A 15,295-nucleotide genomic window follows, 5' to 3' on the forward strand; every position below is an offset into this window, starting at 1 on the left:
GCGCTTGCTCACGCCATCCGCGCCTGCTGGTCCAGGCGCTGGCGCAGCAGGATCGAGGGCAAGGTGCCTTCCGCCTTGGGATCGCGCGCGTCGACCGTCAGGTCGACCCCGGTGGCGGCGCGGTAGGCGTGGATGTAGCCCTGGATCTGCGGACGCCAGAAGCGCGCCCAGTTGAAGGCCTGGGTCGGTTCGTAGATATCGCTCCAGGCGCCGTAGCGCACCGACAGCAGCACCTGTTCGCCGAACATGGCCAGGCTGCGGAAGTGCATCACGCTGGTGTCCGACCATCCCTGCAGCTTCTTCATGGCGTCCACCCGGTCCATCCACGGTTCCGGATAGGCGACCATGATGCGGGTCGGGAGAAACTCGCGGAACTCGGGCCGCGCCAGCATCCACTGCTGCATCAGCATTTCGATGCGCGCCGTCGACGGCAGGTCGCCGAACTGGTTGTGCGCGCCCTGCGACAGGATCAGGTGCACTTCCTTGAGGCCGTTCAAGACCGGGAAGGCGTCGGCCTTGACGGTGGTGTCGTCGTCCTGGCGGTAGAAGGAGGTGCACAGGCGCAGCAGGTAGTGGAAGGCTTCCAGGAATTTCGAGCGCGTGTCGGCCGGGCGGAAATGCTGGACCGCCTTGCCGTCGAGCCGCACGCCGTAATGATGGTCGTACTCGTAATTGCGGCGGACCACGGTGAGGCGATGTTGTTCGTCCTGCGTGTACCCCCAGATCAGGTTATTCAGTGGGCGCAGGGGATCGATTTCAAGGTTCGCCAGCGGGTCGGCGCGGCCCAGCGCGCGCACGTTCTGGAAGCGCTGGGTGATCGCATTCATGGTCTGCACCAGCATCCCCTCTTCGTGCCAGTAAGACCAGATCAGCTCCAGCAGGCACGGGTTGGCCAGTTTTTGCTGGACGATGCCGAAGCACATATCGGCCTCGCCCTCCTGCCCGCGCAGGAGGTGGATCGGCACGTCGGGCAGCTTGCGCCGGATGATCGCCAGGTAAGGCAGCACCTTGGTGCCGTCGACCGTCTCTTCGAGGTAGTCGGTATTGAAAGTCCGTTCCAGGTCGCGCGTGGCGGGAATGTCGCGCCGGTCCAGGTAAGCCTGGTCCTCGACCGGATTGAAATGCGTCGGCTGGCTGAGCACCCCGCAGTTGACCATCACGAACGCCTCGGTGGCGACCTTGAGCACGCGGTAGGCTTCCGAATCGTTGAAGGGCAGCGCGCGGCGCTGGCGCAGCTGCTCGAACAGCGCGCTCTTGGCCTCGAAACCGGGGCCGCGGTTGCCGGGGGTGCAGAACAGCGCATCCATGAAGTTCAGGTAGTTCGTAAACGACATCGCGTCGGTGCTGTTGCGGATCAGGGTCCACAGCGGCAGGTCGTCGGTCGGCTCGGTCTCGGTGCGCGTCATCGACACGCCGATGTTGCCCGAGATCGGGCTTGGGGTGCGTTCGTCGGCGACAAAACCCTGGCGGATGCCGATCAGGGCCGGCGGCGCCAGCGCCAGGTCCATTTCCGCTGCCGGTACGGCCACCGCACCGGCAGCGGCGACTGCGGCGACCGCCCCGGGAGCGTGCATAGCGAGGGAGCGCCGCGCCAACCCCAGCACCGCCTCGAACTGCTGCGGGCCGGCGTAGTTCACCACGCGCGAGAATTCGTACGGGTCTTTCTCGCTCACGTTCCACCCGGACGAGGACACCACCCGCACGTACGGCTTGAGAGCCTTGTTTTCATTGTTGCTGAAGCAGATCTTCGCCACCGCCCGGTCCGACACGCGCGCCGCGTTGCAAGGGGTGAAATGGCAGTCGACCGCCTCGAATCTGAGTTCGGCCTTCAGCTCCAGCGCCAGCTGGAAGCAGACCACGGCGCGGCAGCCGCCATCGACCTGCACCAGGCGCGGCGCGACCACCGGGTGGTGTTCGTACGCCACCACGTAGCTGCCTGGCGCCAGGTTGGCGACCGTGACCGCGCCGGCGCTGCCGGTGACGGCAAGCGCCTCCAGCTGGGGCGGCGACGTCGGCCAGTTGGACGCATCGAAACCTTTTTCGCCGGGCGTAAATCGGTAAATGCCGACCGTCGCATTCGACACCGGCGCGCCGCTCTGGGCCTCGTGCACGGTCACCTCGAGCGACCCCGCGCGGGCTTCCTTCACATTGTTCTTGCTGCTCATGTCAATCTCCTTAGTGGAAAGTCAAAGGTGCCCGGGGAAGCGCCGGCGCTCGCGCGTCCAGCGAGGCGCACAGGAAGCTGGTATCGAGTGTGCTGCGCAGCGCCCAGTGCGTCAGCAGTTTGGCCAGCAGGACGTTTTCGTCCTCCGGCCCGACCAGGCCATCGGCGCGCGCCTGGCCCAGCACCGCGAACACCAGCGACGGCGGGGCGCGGTACATCTGCGCGGGCGCGCCCTCCCAGCGCCGGTACAGGGCCGAGAGCGCGGCCGGCTGGCGCCGCGCCACATCGAGCACCTCGGGCAGGGTCTTGCCGCGCAGCGCGGCCGGCCGGTGCCGCACCAGGAGCGCGACAAAGTCGCGCATGCCGCGCCGCAGCCGTCCCAACAGGTCGACCGTTTCCGGCGCCAGGGTGGCGCTCGGGTAGTAGTCGTGCCACACATTGGCCAGGCGCTCCCACTGCGGATGCGGATACAGGGCCTGCCCCATCGCGCAACTGAGCATCACGCGGATCCACGGGATCGGATGGGGATCGTCGGGACTGAGGCGAAACACGAACACGCGCGGCAGGCTGACCACCCCGATCAGGCCCAGGGTCGAGACCACGCCGACCCGCGCCACCGACCAGAAATCGGCCACGATCTCGGAAATCCAGCGTTCCCACCACTGCCATACCTCGCGCTGGGCCGGGTCGCTTTGCTGCATCGCCTGCAGTTCGGGGCGCAGCGAATTGACCAGGTCGAGCAGGGCCGCGCCCTGGTGTCCGACCTCGTGGATCAGCGACGAGGCGATGCCGCTGCCGATCATGCGTTCGCGCGGCACCCGCACCACCGCCACCGGGTTCTCGCCGCCGCCCGGCAGGCGGGTGCGCGCGCGCCGGATCGCCGCGCCCGGCCCGCGGTCGAGATAACAGACCACCGGCGGCAGGCGGTAATAGTCGCCCGGCAGGGTCAGGGCGTCGGCCGCGACCGCGTCCAGGCCGGACAGCCAGACCCCGTTTTCGTGCTCGCTGCGCTGGGTGATGACATCGTTGAACAGGTCGAACTGGGTCAGCGTGGCATTGAACTTGAGGCGCAAGAAGGTGAAGCGGCGCTGCGCCTCGGACGCGCTGGCGGTGTCGCGCGCGCCGGCCAGCCAGTGCTGGAAGGCCGCGACCAGCGCCTGCAGCTCGCGCCGCCCCGTGACCAGATAGCGCTCGAGCGCCGCCTGGGCCGACGGCAGCAGCGCGGCCGCCGGAACCATGGGCTCGATCAGGGCAAAGGGGCGGACCCGCGCCAGCCTGGTTTGCAGGGAGCGCGCTTCCTGTTCGAGCAGCGACGAGGCATACGGGCTCATGACAGTCAGGCGCCGTAGAGGACGATCTTGTTGCCCTGACGGCTCCAGCGGCCGCTGGCGCCACGTCCGCCGCCGCTGCCCATGCCGCCACCGGAGGACATGCTGGCGCCGCCCAGTCCCGCACCAGCGCCGCCACAGCTCCCGCAGCCGCCGCCGGCCGCGCCGCGTCCGAGCAAACCTGGCGCATGCTGGCGCGCGGCGGCCGTTGCCGCATTCTGGGCGATGGAGCGCGGGTCGCCCGAGGCCGGCGCCTGCGATGCTTTCTGCACCGTGTCGGCGGCCAGGCGCACGAACTGGCGGGCGCCTTCGAACTCGCGGTCTTCGCCGCTCATTTCCCCTTCCAGCCCGAGCGCGCCGCCGGCGGCCGAGGCCAGGCCGCTGCCGATCTTGGCGCCCAGCGGGCCGCCGAAATAGCCGCCGATGGCGCCACCGGCGAGCGGCAGGGCTTTCTTGGCCACGCCTTTGAGCACGCCGCCGACGGCCTGCCCGATCGGCGAGCGGATCACGCGGCCGGCCGTGGCGCCGACCTTGCGAATGAAGTCGCCCAGGAAGCGGTCAAGCTCCGCTTCGTTGTTCACGTTGAGCAGCTCTTGTGCGAATTCGGCTTCCTGCTGTTCGTTCAAGCCCGATTCGCCGCTCCACTCTCCCTGGCCGAATTCGAACTGTTCGCCCTCGTAGCTGGTTTCCTGGCCATATTCCATTGTCGTGCGGTCGATGTCATGCATGATGCGCTCCCAAAGAAGAGTGAAACAACAAAATGCCCGGATGGACGATCCGTCCGGATCAGCAATCGTGAACAATCAGCTGGCCCGCCTGGCGGGTCCAGCGTCCGTGCGTGGCCGGCGGCAGCGCGATGCGCGGCAGCAGGCCAGGTGCGTGTTGACGCGCGGCGGCTTGCACGGCGGCGCGCGCGTTCTGCGGCGATGGATGACCACCCTCGCCGGCCTTGCCGGCGTGGCGCGCGGCTTCGTCGGCAAGGCGTACCAGCTGGCGCGCCAGGATGAATTCCTTGTCCTCGGGGCTGAGGCCTTCGAGTTCGAGGCCGAGCATGCGTGCACCGAGGTTGATGCGCACGCTCTTGCCGTGCGCGCTTGCCAGGCCGGGGCGCAGCGGCGTCAGGATCGGCTGCAAGGCGCGCACAAGTTCGGCGACCAGCAGCGGTCCCATTGGCGAACGCGCCACGCGCGCACCGAGCACGCCGGCGCCGGCGATGGCGCGGCCCAGCACGCGCCGCAGGTCGGCCGGCTGGTCCGCTTCGAGCAGTTCGGCGGCCAGCGCCAGGTCGGCGCTGTCGTCGGAGAGCGGGCCGGCCTCGGATTCCTGCGCCTCGGCGCGCGGCGTGGCGTTGGTGAAGATGTCGAAGACCGGACTGTATTCAAGCAGGCGACGGTTCACGGGCGACCTCTCTGTGTAGTGGCGGATGCGCGTGGAAGAAAGGTTGATGCTGCTGCGCGTCCTGATCCATCTATTGCAAGGGCTGTGCCAGCGCGCGCAAGGGGCAAACGGCCAGGCGGGCGGCAGTGGCGGCGAAATGCGTTTCGTACAAGCCGCCGTTAGGGGCCGGCGTGGCGAAAAGCGTTTCGCATGCGCCGCATGCACCCATTCCTGCGAGGGGCCTGCCGGACGTATTTGCGTGGAACGGGTATAGTGATATCAATAGCGCAACAAGCGTTTGGTGATTGCGCCGGCCCGGTTTGACATCCACAAAGGAGAAATGATGCAAGTCAGTAAAGACATTCTGTTCCACGCACTGCACGCCGATGGCTTGCTGATGCTGCCCAATTGCGCTGACGCGGGCAGCGCGCGCATCGCCGCGGCGGCAGGCTCGAAGGCGCTGGCCACGAGCAGCGCAGCGGTCGCCTGGTCGCATGGCTTCGCCGATGGCAGCACCTTGCCGCGCGAGCTGCTGATGGCGTCCGTCAAGGCGATCCTGCGGGTCAGTTCCCTGCCGCTGACGGTCGATGCGGAGGATGGCTATAGCGCCGATCCCGCGCAGGTCGCCGGGCTGATTGGCGAGTTGATCGATGCTGGTGTGGTCGGCATCAATATTGAAGATGGCACCGGCGCGCCAGCGCTGCTGGCGGAAAAGATCAGGGCGATCCGGGCAGTTGCCGACGCGCGCGGCGTGAACCTGTTCATCAATGCCCGCACCGATGTCTATTTGCACGACCAGACCACCGAGCGCGTGCGTGAGACCATCCGGCGCGCCGCCATGTACCAGGAAGCCGGCGCCAGCGGCCTGTTCGTGCCCTGCATTACCACCGAGGATGACATCGCGGCCGTGGCCAAGGCAACGCCCCTGCCGCTCAATGTGATGGCGTGCGATGGCGTGCCGGCGCCGGCCCGCCTGGTGCAACTGGGCGCGCGGCGCCGGAGCGCCGGGTCGGCCCTCTCGGCGGCGATGTTCGGCTGCGTCGATACCCTGGCCCGCCCAGTCCTCGCCAGCGGCACGGTCGCTGTCGCGCCATATGCGCCGATGGACTATTCAGCGCTGAACCGGCTGATGACGCAGTAAGGCCAGCCTAGAACGCCGACTTGCCGAAGCGCGCCACGCCCTGGTTCAGGCCGGGCGGGTCCAGGGTTTCCAGCTTGAGCGGCAGCGGTTCGCCGATCCAGTGCGCCAGGGTGGTGTGGTCGGCCAGGTCGTCGTCGGTCAGCGGGTGCACCAGGGCGCGCAGGCCGGACGCGTCGAGCAGCGCAATGACCGCCGGCAGTATGGCGGCGCTGTAGTGGATCTCGTATTCGGGCAGCGGATGCGGGCCGGCCGCGTGGTCGCTTAGTTCGCCGACAAAAAACAGCTGGGCAATAGCGCCGGACTGTTTGGCGTCGAGCAACCGCTGGCGCAAGGCCAGTGCCTGCGGGCGGCTTGCGGCGTCGTAGTAAATGTGGGCGTGGTAGGGGGCGTTGAGGTCATCCATGTGCTTCATCCTTTTTCATGTGGCAGCGTGAAAAAAACCGCCAGGGCTTGCGCGCTGGCGGTTTTCAAAGGCGTTACTTGACAACGATTACTGAGCAGCCGCTTCCGCGCCTTCAGCAGCTTTCATCGACAGCTTGAGGCGGCCGCGGTCGTCGGTTTCGAGAACCTTGACGCGCACTTGCTGGCCTTCTTTCAGGTAGTCGGCAACCGCGTTCACACGCTCGTTGGCGATCTGCGAGATGTGCAGCAGGCCATCCTTGCCTGGCATGACCTGGACGATCGCGCCGAAGTCGAGCAGCTTGAGCACGACGCCGTCGTAGGTCTTGCCCACTTCGACCGAGGCGGTCAGTTCTTCGATGCGACGCTTGGCTTCCTGGCCGGCGGCGGCGTCCACCGACGCGATGGTGACGATACCTTCATCGCTGATGTCGATCTGGGTGCCGGTTTCTTCGGTCAGCGCGCGAATGACTGCACCGCCCTTGCCGATGACGTCACGGATTTTCTCAGGATTGATCTTGATGGTGATCAGGCGCGGTGCGAAATCCGACAGTTCGGTTTTCACGTGCGGCATGGCCTTCTGCATTTCGCCGAGGATGTGCTGGCGGCCTTCTTTGGCTTGCGCCAGTGCCACTTGCATGATTTCCTTGGTGATGCCCATGATCTTGATGTCCATCTGCAGCGCGGTAATGCCATTGGCGGTACCGGCTACCTTGAAGTCCATGTCGCCCAGGTGATCTTCGTCGCCCAGAATGTCGGACAGGACGGCGAACTTGCCGCCTTCCTTGATCAGGCCCATGGCGATACCGGCCACGTGCGCTTTCATCGGCACGCCCGCATCCATCAGCGCCAGGCAGCCGCCGCAGACGGAAGCCATCGACGAGGAACCGTTCGATTCGGTGATTTCCGATACCAGGCGCACCGAGTAGCTGAAGTCTTCCGGGTTGGGCAAGGCGGCGATCAGCGCGCGCTTGGCCAGGCGGCCGTGGCCGATTTCGCGGCGCTTTGGCGTACCGACACGGCCGGTTTCGCCGGTGGCGAACGGAGGCATGTTGTAGTGCATCATGAAGTCATCGGTGTACTCGCCCATCAGCGCATCGATCTTCTGGCTGTCGCGCGCGGTGCCGAGGGTGGCCACGACCAGCGCTTGCGTTTCGCCGCGGGTGAACAGGGCCGAACCGTGGGTGCGTGGCAGGATGCTGGTGCGGATCGCGATCGGACGCACGGTGCGGGTGTCGCGGCCGTCGATGCGTGGCTCGCCGTTGAGGATCTGCGAACGCACGACCTTGGCTTCGATGTCGAACAGGACGTTGCCGACGTCGACATTGTCGGGCTGAGGTATGCCGGTGGCGGCAGCGTCAGCGGCCAGGGCGGCGTAGACTTCCTGGAACGAGGCTTTCAGCTTGGCGGTACGGGCAACCTTGTCCTTGATCTGGTAGGTGTCGTTGATGTTCGTTTCAGCCAGTTCCTTGACGCGGGCGATCAGCGCTTCGTTCTTGGCCGGGGCGGTCCATTCCACTTCCGGCTTGCCGCCGTCGCGCACCAATTCGTGGATCGCATCGATCACGACTTTCATCTGGTCATGGCCGTAGACGACGGCGCCGAGCATGATTTCTTCGGACAGTTGCTTGGCTTCCGATTCGACCATCAGCACGGCCGTTTCGGTACCGGCGACGACCAGGTCCATCTCGGATGTTTTCAGTTGTGTCGTGGTCGGGTTCAGGATGAACTGGCCGTTGGCGTAGCCGACGCGCGCGGCGCCGATCGGGCCGCTGAACGGGATGCCGGAGACGCACAGGGCAGCCGAAGCGCCGATCATGGCGGCGATGTCCGGATCGATCTCAGGATTAACCGACAGCACGTGGATGATGATCTGAACTTCGTTCAGGTAGCCTTCCGGGAACAGCGGGCGGATCGGACGGTCGATCAGGCGGCTGGTCAGGGTTTCTTTTTCGGAAGGACGGCCTTCGCGCTTGAAGAAACCGCCTGGGATTTTACCGGCTGCGTACGTTTTCTCGACGTAGTCGACCGTCAGCGGGAAGAAATCCTGGCCTGGCTTGGCGTCTTTGCGCGCAACCACGGTAGCCAGGACGACGGTGTCTTCGATCGACACCATGACGGCGCCGGAGGCTTGACGGGCGATTTCGCCGGTTTCCAGGGTAACTTGGTGTTGGCCGTACTGGAAGGTTTTCGTAACTTTATTAAACATGGGTAATCCCTTTCTATTTGCCGACAGATTTTCAGGCGCTGTCGTCCACCTCACCACAGGCAACATTGCTTGTTGCCTTTACTACTTTTTCGGGACTAGAAATGCAAAATGCCCGCAACAGCAAGCTGTGCAGGCATTTCTTGATCAACTTGAATCGGCAAAAATTACTTGCGCAGGCCGAGTTTAGCGATCAGATCGCGATAACGGGTTGCGTCTTTGCTTTTCAGGTAGGACAGCAGGCTCTTACGACGGTTGACCATCATGATCAGACCACGGCGCGAGTGGTGATCTTTAGCGTGAGCTTTGAAGTGGCCGTTCAGTTCGTTGATGCGTGCGGTCAGCAGAGCGACCTGAACTTCAGGGGAGCCGGTGTCGTTTTGCGCACGGGCGTTGTCCGCGATGATCGCGGCTTTGTTGATGTTTTCTACGGTCATGATGATACCTTTCACATGCGGTGCACGAGTCGCAACCCGACACACCGTGAACTTCGATTGATGAACCGGCCAAAACGGCCAGACCCGCAAGTATATGCGAAAACCCGGCGTGCTGCCAGTGATGCTTGCCTGCGACTGGTGCATGATGGCGTTTTGGTCCTTTCCATGGTGGTTTTTATGCAAAAACTAGTCAAAGTAACAATCCTGAGCGCGCTGCTGGCCTTGGGCGGCTGCGCCGCGATGATGCGCACCCCGCCGCTGCCGGGCGACACGCTGGAGGTGGTGCGCGCCAAGTTCGGCGAGCCGACCGCGGTGCATCCGCTGCCAGCGGGCCAGGTGCTGGAATATGCGACCGGGCCGTTCGGCCAGTTCACCTGGATGGCGCGCATGGGGCCGGATGGCAAGTTGATCGCGTTGGAGCAGGTGCTGGGCGATGTGGGGTTCGGGCGCATCAAGATCGACAAGGCGAGCAAGGCCGATGTGATGGCGACCGTGGGCCGCCCGGCCGAGCGCTCCTACCTTTCGCTGTCGGACCTGGAAGTGTGGTCGTACCGCTATAAGGAGAGCGGCGTATGGAATTCGATGATGCACGTGCATTTCGACCGCAGCGGCATCGTCAGGAAGATGATCAGCGGGCCAGACCCGATGTACGAAGAGAGGCGCGGGTTTTTCAGGGATTGAGAACGGCGTAGCGAGGCGCTGGCAGCGCCGCTGCCCGGAATGCGGACGCCGGTCCGGAAAGCTTGCGGCCCGGCGCTGCGCCTCATGGCGTCAGGTGGAATTCAAACCGACGCATTCCCCCGACCGGGTCTTGCACCGAAAGAATTCCGGCAAGGTCCTTGCCGGTGGACATGCGCTCCCAATCCGGATCACGCTGCGCAACGCCCCAGTCGTGGTAATGCTCGACCCGCAAGATTGCGGACTCGGCGGACAAGTCGACGACCTTGTCGTAAGCATTCCTGTCCGCCCAGGCAGGCGGGCTTCCGAACGCCAGGAAAATAACAAGGGCAGCCATGAGCTGCCTGCGATGGCCACGATATGTCGTCAACGATCCTCCCGTCAAGTCAGTTTCCCGCCGCGAATTTACATTGAACCCGGTCCTGGCCGCATCGCGGCGAGCACCGGCGGCCTCGCACCTACTTGCCGGCCGTCGCCGGCGCGTGCTTGTCCGTCACACGTGGATGCGGCACCAGCCAGGTCCGGTCGCGCCTTAGCGCTTCGAGCGCGCCCTGCAGGAAGCGGTACAACTCGGGTTTGTCGAGCGGCACCAGCATGCTGCGCTCGTACGATGCCGTCCTGGGCCGGCTGGCCACATGCAGCAGCGCCGCATCCATGAAGGGATCGTTCCTGAGCGCTTCCAGGGCGGAACGGTCGACAATGGTAAAGTCCAGGCGCCGGTTCGAGACGAGCATGTGCAGCGCATTCTTGATCTGCGGCACATCGACGCGCGTGAGGCCGCCTGCGGCAATGAGCGGCTCCAGATCGGGAAAGCGATGGCCGCTCGGGGCGCCGAAGCGCTTGCCGCGCAGGGAGTCCGGCCCGTCGTACTCCAGCGGCGCCGCGCGTGACGACACCACCAGCGACTCATCGTCCATCAGGGCGCCGGTCCAGAGATAGCGCGTGCGTCCGGGATCGTCGAAAAAGCGCGGATGCACCCACGGCACGACCAGCGTGACTTTTCCGTTCTGCAAAAGCACGTCGAGCCGCCGGCGCGGAATGTAGACCGATTCAAAACGGTAGCGCCCCCCGGCCAAGCTGTTGAGCTTGCTGGCCAGCCGCGCGTTGAGACCGGCTGAAGGCTGGCCCGGCACGAACCAGGGCACGTAGTCGTAGTAAGTGGCCAACTGCACGGTTTCGGCGCCCTGCGCGAAGCGCAGCACCAGCGCCGGCAACAGCAGCAGATATTTCAACCGCATGAGCACGCCGTTATCGACATCGTCATCCGCTCGCCACTCCCCAAGCCGCGTTCAAGGGACAGAAATTCACCGCCCTATTTAACCACGGTTATGCGGCAAGCCGATTACCATCTTTTGCGTCCGAGTCATCCAGTGCTGTCGGCATGATGCAGCGCTCACCACAGGGCAGTTCGCCAGGCGGCCCACTCGGTACCGCCAGACGCGTCTTTCGCGAAGAAATGAAAGCAGGAAAGCACAGTTCTATTGCTCCTGCAAAACCTTGTCTATACTTGCGGCCATGGTCCTCGCCTTCCCGCCACCGCCAGACAAACGCCACTCCGGCGCATTCGCGCTGACCTTGCTCGTGCACGCTTTGCTGATCGTGGGCTGGCAATATGCGCGCCGCATTCCGCCTGCCGAGCACGGTCCGGTCCGCACCATCCAGTGGGTCACGATCGCGCCACCAGCGCGCAAGATCGACGCGCCGGCACCAGCGCCGCTGCCGCCGGAAATGAAAAAGACGGTCAGCGCGGCCGGCGCGGCGCCACGCCCGGCCCCGGCGGCGGCACCACAGCAAGCTCCAGCCCGCCCTGCGGCCGAACCGACGGCCGAGGTGGTGGCAGCGGACGCGCCATCCACGCCAACCCCGAGCGCGGCCGAGATCATGCGGCAGGCCAGAAGCAGCATCGGAAAAATCGATCAGGATTTACGCAAGGCCCATCCCGGCCAGCCCATCACTGCGCCCGTGAGTAACGGGGCAAGCCGGCTGGCCCAGGGTTTGCAGGCGGCGGCCGACGCCGCCCCCAAGCGCTGGTACGAGGCACCCAAGGTCACCGAGATCATCGATCCCGGCCCGTACAGCAGGCGGCGCTACCGCGTGGTCGGCGCCAACGGCACCTATTGCATCACGGTCGAATCGAACCACGCGCCCGATGGTCTGGACATCATGAAAAACGGCATCCAGCACAAGAAGACCAACTGCGAAAAAAGCGAACAGGCGGCCACCGAGCAAAAATGGTAACGCGCCTCAGTCCAGGTGCGCGAGCAGCGCCGTCCGCGCAGCCTGGCCCGTGCCGGCCAGCGTGCGCGTGCGAAGTCACGACGTCGGTTTGTAGCACATGGTCCAGGGCAGCTTGGTCAGGGACTGGCCTTCGATCGTGGTCCAGCCGGCGCCTGCGGCAAAGCTGACCCAGAGCCTGTTGGGTCCGGCGTACGCCATGCTGCCGTCGTCGCCGATGAAGAAAGCGCGCGCGCCTTGCGTCACTGCCTCGTCCAGGTCGACCAGCTTCTCGGCGCGGCCGGCGCTGGCGCGGTACAAGGCGCTTGGGCGCACGGGCCAGGCTTGCGCATCGGCGCCGCCGATGAAGTACAGGGTGCCTTGTTGACCGCCTACCAGCACGGCGTTGTACGGGGCGGGAGTGCCGGCGTAATCGAGTTCGAGCGGTAACCAGGGCGCGCCCGCAGCGGCCTGGCGCACCAGACGGCGGCGGTGATCGGTGCTGCGGGTGGCGTACTGCGCGCCGTCGCTGCCGGTGTACGCGAACGATTCACCGGCACCTGCGGGGGCCGTATCGCGGCGATCCGCAAGCGGGCCGGTCACGTCGCGCCATGTCTTTCCACGATCAAGGCTGCGCACGGTGCCGAAGCTCGCGCGCACCAGGATCTCGCCCGTGGCGCTGGTGCGGGCCCAGTGGATTTTCTGGAAGGTGCAGGAACTGGCCTGTACGCCGCCGGCGGCGGTGCACAAACCAGCGACCAACAGTGCGGACAAGCGCATGCCGGCTACTGCTGCGGGTTGACGCGCTCGATCTTCGAGTGCAGCTTGTTCAGCCCTGACAGATACGCCTTGGCCGAGGCGACGATGATGTCCGGATCGGAGCCCACGCCGTTCACAATCCGCCCCGCGCGCGACAGGCGCATCGTGACCTCGCCCTGCGACTGGGTGCCGTTGCTGATCGCGTTGATCGAAAACAGCACCAGTTCGGCGCCGCTGGCCGCTTCCTTTTCGATGGCGTTGACGGTGGCGTCGACCGGGCCATCGCCCTCGCCTTCGCACGCGAACTCCTTGCCGCCGATGGCGAACACCACTTTGGCGGTCGGGATTTCACCGGTTTCGGAGCGCTGCGCGAGCGACACGAAGCGGTAATGCTCGTCTTCCTGCGCGTGTTCCTCGTCCGAGACCAGGGCCATGATGTCTTCGTCGAAGATCTCGGACTTGCGGTCGGCCAGTTCCTTGAAACGGGCAAAGGCGGCATTGACTTCGGCTTCGGATTCGAGTTCGATGCCCAGTTCGCGCAGGCGTTCCTTGAAGGCGTTGCGGCCCGACAGTTTGCCCAGCACGATCTTGTTGGCGGCCCAGCCCACGTCTTCGGCGCGCATGATCTCGTAGGTTTCGCGCGCTTTCAGAATGCCGTCCTGATGGATGCCGGATGCGTGCGCAAACGCGTTGGCGCCCACCACGGCCTTATTCGGCTGCACGGCGAAGCCGGTGATCTGCGACACCATCTTCGAGGCCGCCACGATCTGGGTGGTGTCGATGCCGAGTTCCAGGCCGAAGTGGTCGCTGCGGGTGCGCAGCGCCATCACGACTTCTTCGAGCGCGGTATTGCCGGCCCGTTCGCCCAGGCCGTTGATGGTGCATTCGATCTGGCGCGCGCCGCCGATCATCACGCCGGCCAGCGAGTTGGCGACCGCCAGCCCAAGGTCGTTGTGGCAGTGGACCGACCAGATGGCCTTGTCGGAGTTGGGGATGCGTTCGCGCAGGCGGCGGATGGTGGCGCCGAACACTTCGGGCACCGCATAGCCGACCGTGTCGGGGAAGTTGATGGTGGTGGCGCCTTCGGCGATCACCGCTTCGAGCACGCGGCACAGGAAGTCTTCGTCGGAGCGGCTGCCGTCTTCGGGCGAGAACTCGATATCGTCGGTGTACTGGCGCGCGCAGCGGATGGCGATTTTCGCCTGTTCGAGCACCTGCTCCGGCTCCATGCGCAGCTTCATCTGCATGTGCAGCGGTGAAGTGGCGATAAAGGTGTGGATGCGTTTGCGTTCGGCCGGCGCCAGCGCTTCGGCGGCGCGCGCGATGTCGCGGTCGTTGGCGCGCGAGAGCGAGCAGATGGTCGATTCGCGCACCGCGCTGGCGATGGCGCGGATGGCTTCGAAGTCGCCCGGCGAGGCGGCCGCGAAGCCGGCTTCGATGACGTCGACGCGCATGCGCTCGAGCTGACGCGCAATGCGGACCTTTTCATCCTTGGTCATCGAGGCGCCGGGCGATTGCTCGCCGTCGCGCAGGGTGGTGTCAAAAATGATCAGGCGATTCGAATTCGTCATGGCGGCTCCATTGGGCTAGTGTAAGGGCGTGCGCCGGCCGCCATCGAATCGCATCGATGGTCAGCGGCGTTCGCTCGGGTCGGCAGGGTCGTCGTCGGTCTGCACGATGCTCACGGGCTTGCCTTTGGCAAGGCGCCACGCGTACACGGCATAGCCGGACAAACCATAAATAACAAACAGTGGCATCAGTACTTTTGGCGGGTCGATCGAGACCAGCGCCAGCGCCAGCGCGATCAGGAACACCACGATGAACGGTACCGATTTGCGGAAGTTGACGTCCTTGAAGCTGTAGAACGGGACGTTGGTGACCATGGTCAGGCCGGCGAACAGCGCGATGCCCCACGAGATCCAGGGCAGCTCGGCGCCGGAAAATCCCAGGTCGGTCATCATCAGCACGAAGCCGGCCACCATGGCGGCGGCGGCCGGGCTGGGCAAGCCCTGGAAGAAACGCTTGTCGACCACTTCGATATTGGTGTTGAAGCGCGCCAGGCGCAGGGCGGCGCCGGCGCAATAGACGAAGGCGGCCAGCCAGCCGAATTTGCCGAGGCCGCGCAGCGACCATTCGTAGATCACCAGCGCCGGCGCTGCGCCGAAGGAGACCATGTCGGCCAGGCTGTCGTACTGGGCGCCGAATTCGGATTGGGTGTTGGTCAGGCGGGCGATGCGCCCGTCCAGGCCATCGAGGATCATGGCGATGAAAATGGCCCAGCCGGCGTGCTCGAAACGCTGGTTCATGGCCATGACGATGGCGTAAAAGCCGCAAAACAGGGCGGCGGTGGTGAAGGCATTCGGTAACAGGTAGATTCCACGGCGCCGCATCGGGTTGCCGTCGGCATCGACCCGGCGGCCAATCTTGCTGAAGCGGGACAGCTTGCCACCCTTCGCTTTCGGGACTGAGGGCTTTCTGCGGCGTGGGAATGTGGCCATATGTTTCCGTTTCAAGTAATTGGATCGCTTCGTGCGGCCGCGTCCGAAAGTGGACGCGGCGGGTTTGCCACTTATTATAGTGGGAGCACCGTCA

15 protein-coding genes are annotated in these 15,295 nt (G+C 65.2%); 3 read left to right on the forward strand and 12 right to left on the reverse strand.

Features of this window, described 5'->3' with window-relative positions:
• Window positions 1–8: 8 nt before the first annotated feature.
• Genes F2P44_RS03675 through F2P44_RS03690 form a run of 4 tightly spaced genes read right to left on the reverse strand, consistent with a single transcriptional unit; the run spans window position 9 to window position 4,890 of the window.
• Window positions 9–2,165 (reverse strand): MSCRAMM family protein, encoded by a 2,157-nt coding sequence (locus F2P44_RS03675; protein WP_167085117.1) that lies wholly within the window; start codon window positions 2,163–2,165, stop codon window positions 9–11.
• Between the two features lie 10 nt (window positions 2,166–2,175).
• Window positions 2,176–3,495, reverse strand: a complete 1,320-nt coding sequence (locus F2P44_RS03680) for a hypothetical protein (protein ID WP_167085119.1) — start codon at window positions 3,493–3,495, stop codon at window positions 2,176–2,178.
• 5 nt (window positions 3,496–3,500) lie between these two features.
• Window positions 3,501–4,220, reverse strand: a complete 720-nt coding sequence (locus F2P44_RS03685) for a hypothetical protein (protein WP_223164989.1) — start codon at window positions 4,218–4,220, stop codon at window positions 3,501–3,503.
• 58 nt (window positions 4,221–4,278) lie between these two features.
• The gene (locus tag F2P44_RS03690) at window positions 4,279–4,890 is read right to left on the reverse strand and encodes a hypothetical protein (RefSeq protein WP_167085121.1); all 612 of its coding nucleotides are present in this window, start codon (window positions 4,888–4,890) and stop codon (window positions 4,279–4,281) included.
• Window positions 4,891–5,212: 322 nt separating this feature from the next.
• On the opposite strand from F2P44_RS03690, the gene F2P44_RS03695 reads away from it, so the two are divergent.
• Window positions 5,213–6,010, forward strand: coding sequence for an isocitrate lyase/PEP mutase family protein (locus F2P44_RS03695; RefSeq protein WP_167085123.1), 798 nt, complete (start codon window positions 5,213–5,215; stop codon window positions 6,008–6,010).
• A gap of 7 nt (window positions 6,011–6,017) precedes the next feature.
• On the opposite strand, the gene F2P44_RS03700 is transcribed toward F2P44_RS03695, so the two are convergent.
• From F2P44_RS03700 to rpsO, 3 genes are all read right to left on the reverse strand, one after another.
• On the reverse strand, window positions 6,018–6,413 hold the full coding sequence (locus F2P44_RS03700) for a DOPA 4,5-dioxygenase family protein (protein WP_167085125.1): 396 nt from the start codon (window positions 6,411–6,413) through the stop codon (window positions 6,018–6,020).
• Window positions 6,414–6,500: 87 nt separating this feature from the next.
• Complete coding sequence (gene pnp / locus F2P44_RS03705) at window positions 6,501–8,618, reverse strand: polyribonucleotide nucleotidyltransferase (protein ID WP_167085127.1); 2,118 nt, start codon at window positions 8,616–8,618, stop codon at window positions 6,501–6,503.
• 164 nt (window positions 8,619–8,782) lie between these two features.
• Window positions 8,783–9,052, reverse strand: coding sequence for a 30S ribosomal protein S15 (gene rpsO / locus F2P44_RS03710; RefSeq protein WP_054263682.1), 270 nt, complete (start codon window positions 9,050–9,052; stop codon window positions 8,783–8,785).
• A 177-nt stretch (window positions 9,053–9,229) separates the two neighbouring features.
• Here rpsO and F2P44_RS03715 point away from each other — a divergent pair, with 177 nt between their 5' ends.
• Window positions 9,230–9,733: a hypothetical protein gene (locus F2P44_RS03715; protein WP_167085129.1), complete on the forward strand. Its 504-nt coding sequence runs from the start codon at window positions 9,230–9,232 to the stop codon at window positions 9,731–9,733.
• Between the two features lie 82 nt (window positions 9,734–9,815).
• Here the strand turns inward: F2P44_RS03715 and F2P44_RS03720 are convergent, their stop codons facing one another.
• Window positions 9,816–10,067, reverse strand: a complete 252-nt coding sequence (locus F2P44_RS03720) for a hypothetical protein (RefSeq protein ID WP_167085131.1) — start codon at window positions 10,065–10,067, stop codon at window positions 9,816–9,818.
• A gap of 121 nt (window positions 10,068–10,188) precedes the next feature.
• Complete coding sequence (locus F2P44_RS03725; protein ID WP_167085133.1) at window positions 10,189–10,968, reverse strand: substrate-binding periplasmic protein; 780 nt, start codon at window positions 10,966–10,968, stop codon at window positions 10,189–10,191.
• A 259-nt stretch (window positions 10,969–11,227) separates the two neighbouring features.
• Here F2P44_RS03725 and F2P44_RS03730 point away from each other — a divergent pair, with 259 nt between their 5' ends.
• Window positions 11,228–11,968, forward strand: coding sequence for a hypothetical protein (locus F2P44_RS03730; RefSeq protein ID WP_167085134.1), 741 nt, complete (start codon window positions 11,228–11,230; stop codon window positions 11,966–11,968).
• A 75-nt stretch (window positions 11,969–12,043) separates the two neighbouring features.
• Here F2P44_RS03730 and F2P44_RS03735 read toward each other — a convergent pair whose 3' ends face one another.
• Genes F2P44_RS03735 through pssA form a run of 3 tightly spaced genes read right to left on the reverse strand, consistent with a single transcriptional unit; the run spans window position 12,044 to window position 15,201 of the window.
• Entirely contained in the window at window positions 12,044–12,718 is a 675-nt protein-coding gene (locus tag F2P44_RS03735) for a hypothetical protein (RefSeq protein WP_167085136.1), read from the reverse strand.
• 11 nt (window positions 12,719–12,729) lie between these two features.
• The gene (locus tag F2P44_RS03740; RefSeq protein ID WP_167085138.1) at window positions 12,730–14,274 is read right to left on the reverse strand and encodes a 2-isopropylmalate synthase; all 1,545 of its coding nucleotides are present in this window, start codon (window positions 14,272–14,274) and stop codon (window positions 12,730–12,732) included.
• A 60-nt stretch (window positions 14,275–14,334) separates the two neighbouring features.
• The gene (gene pssA, locus F2P44_RS03745) at window positions 14,335–15,201 is read right to left on the reverse strand and encodes a CDP-diacylglycerol--serine O-phosphatidyltransferase (protein WP_167085140.1); all 867 of its coding nucleotides are present in this window, start codon (window positions 15,199–15,201) and stop codon (window positions 14,335–14,337) included.
• Window positions 15,202–15,295 lie beyond the last annotated feature (94 nt).

The sequence above is a fragment of the Massilia frigida genome (genome assembly GCF_011682175.1).
Classification (GTDB): Bacteria; Pseudomonadota; Gammaproteobacteria; order Burkholderiales; family Burkholderiaceae_D; genus Telluria_A; species Telluria_A frigida.

Excerpts from the sequence above, each read along its gene's own strand:
- pnp (WP_167085127.1), bottom strand. The coding sequence starts at position 8,618 with ATGTTTAATAAAGTTACGAAAACCTTCCAGTACGGCCAACACCAAGTT.
- rpsO (WP_054263682.1), bottom strand. The coding sequence starts at position 9,052 with ATGACCGTAGAAAACATCAACAAAGCCGCGATCATCGCGGACAACGCC.
- F2P44_RS03720 (WP_167085131.1), bottom strand. The coding sequence starts at position 10,067 with ATGGCTGCCCTTGTTATTTTCCTGGCGTTCGGAAGCCCGCCTGCCTGG.
- F2P44_RS03680 (WP_167085119.1), bottom strand. The coding sequence starts at position 3,495 with ATGAGCCCGTATGCCTCGTCGCTGCTCGAACAGGAAGCGCGCTCCCTG.
- F2P44_RS03675 (WP_167085117.1), bottom strand. The coding sequence starts at position 2,165 with ATGAGCAGCAAGAACAATGTGAAGGAAGCCCGCGCGGGGTCGCTCGAG.
- F2P44_RS03715 (WP_167085129.1), top strand. The coding sequence starts at position 9,230 with ATGCAAAAACTAGTCAAAGTAACAATCCTGAGCGCGCTGCTGGCCTTG.
- F2P44_RS03695 (WP_167085123.1), top strand. The coding sequence starts at position 5,213 with ATGCAAGTCAGTAAAGACATTCTGTTCCACGCACTGCACGCCGATGGC.
- F2P44_RS03725 (WP_167085133.1), bottom strand. The coding sequence starts at position 10,968 with ATGCGGTTGAAATATCTGCTGCTGTTGCCGGCGCTGGTGCTGCGCTTC.
- pssA (WP_167085140.1), bottom strand. The coding sequence starts at position 15,201 with ATGGCCACATTCCCACGCCGCAGAAAGCCCTCAGTCCCGAAAGCGAAG.
- F2P44_RS03700 (WP_167085125.1), bottom strand. The coding sequence starts at position 6,413 with ATGGATGACCTCAACGCCCCCTACCACGCCCACATTTACTACGACGCC.
- F2P44_RS03685 (WP_223164989.1), bottom strand. The coding sequence starts at position 4,220 with ATGCATGACATCGACCGCACGACAATGGAATATGGCCAGGAAACCAGC.
- F2P44_RS03740 (WP_167085138.1), bottom strand. The coding sequence starts at position 14,274 with ATGACGAATTCGAATCGCCTGATCATTTTTGACACCACCCTGCGCGAC.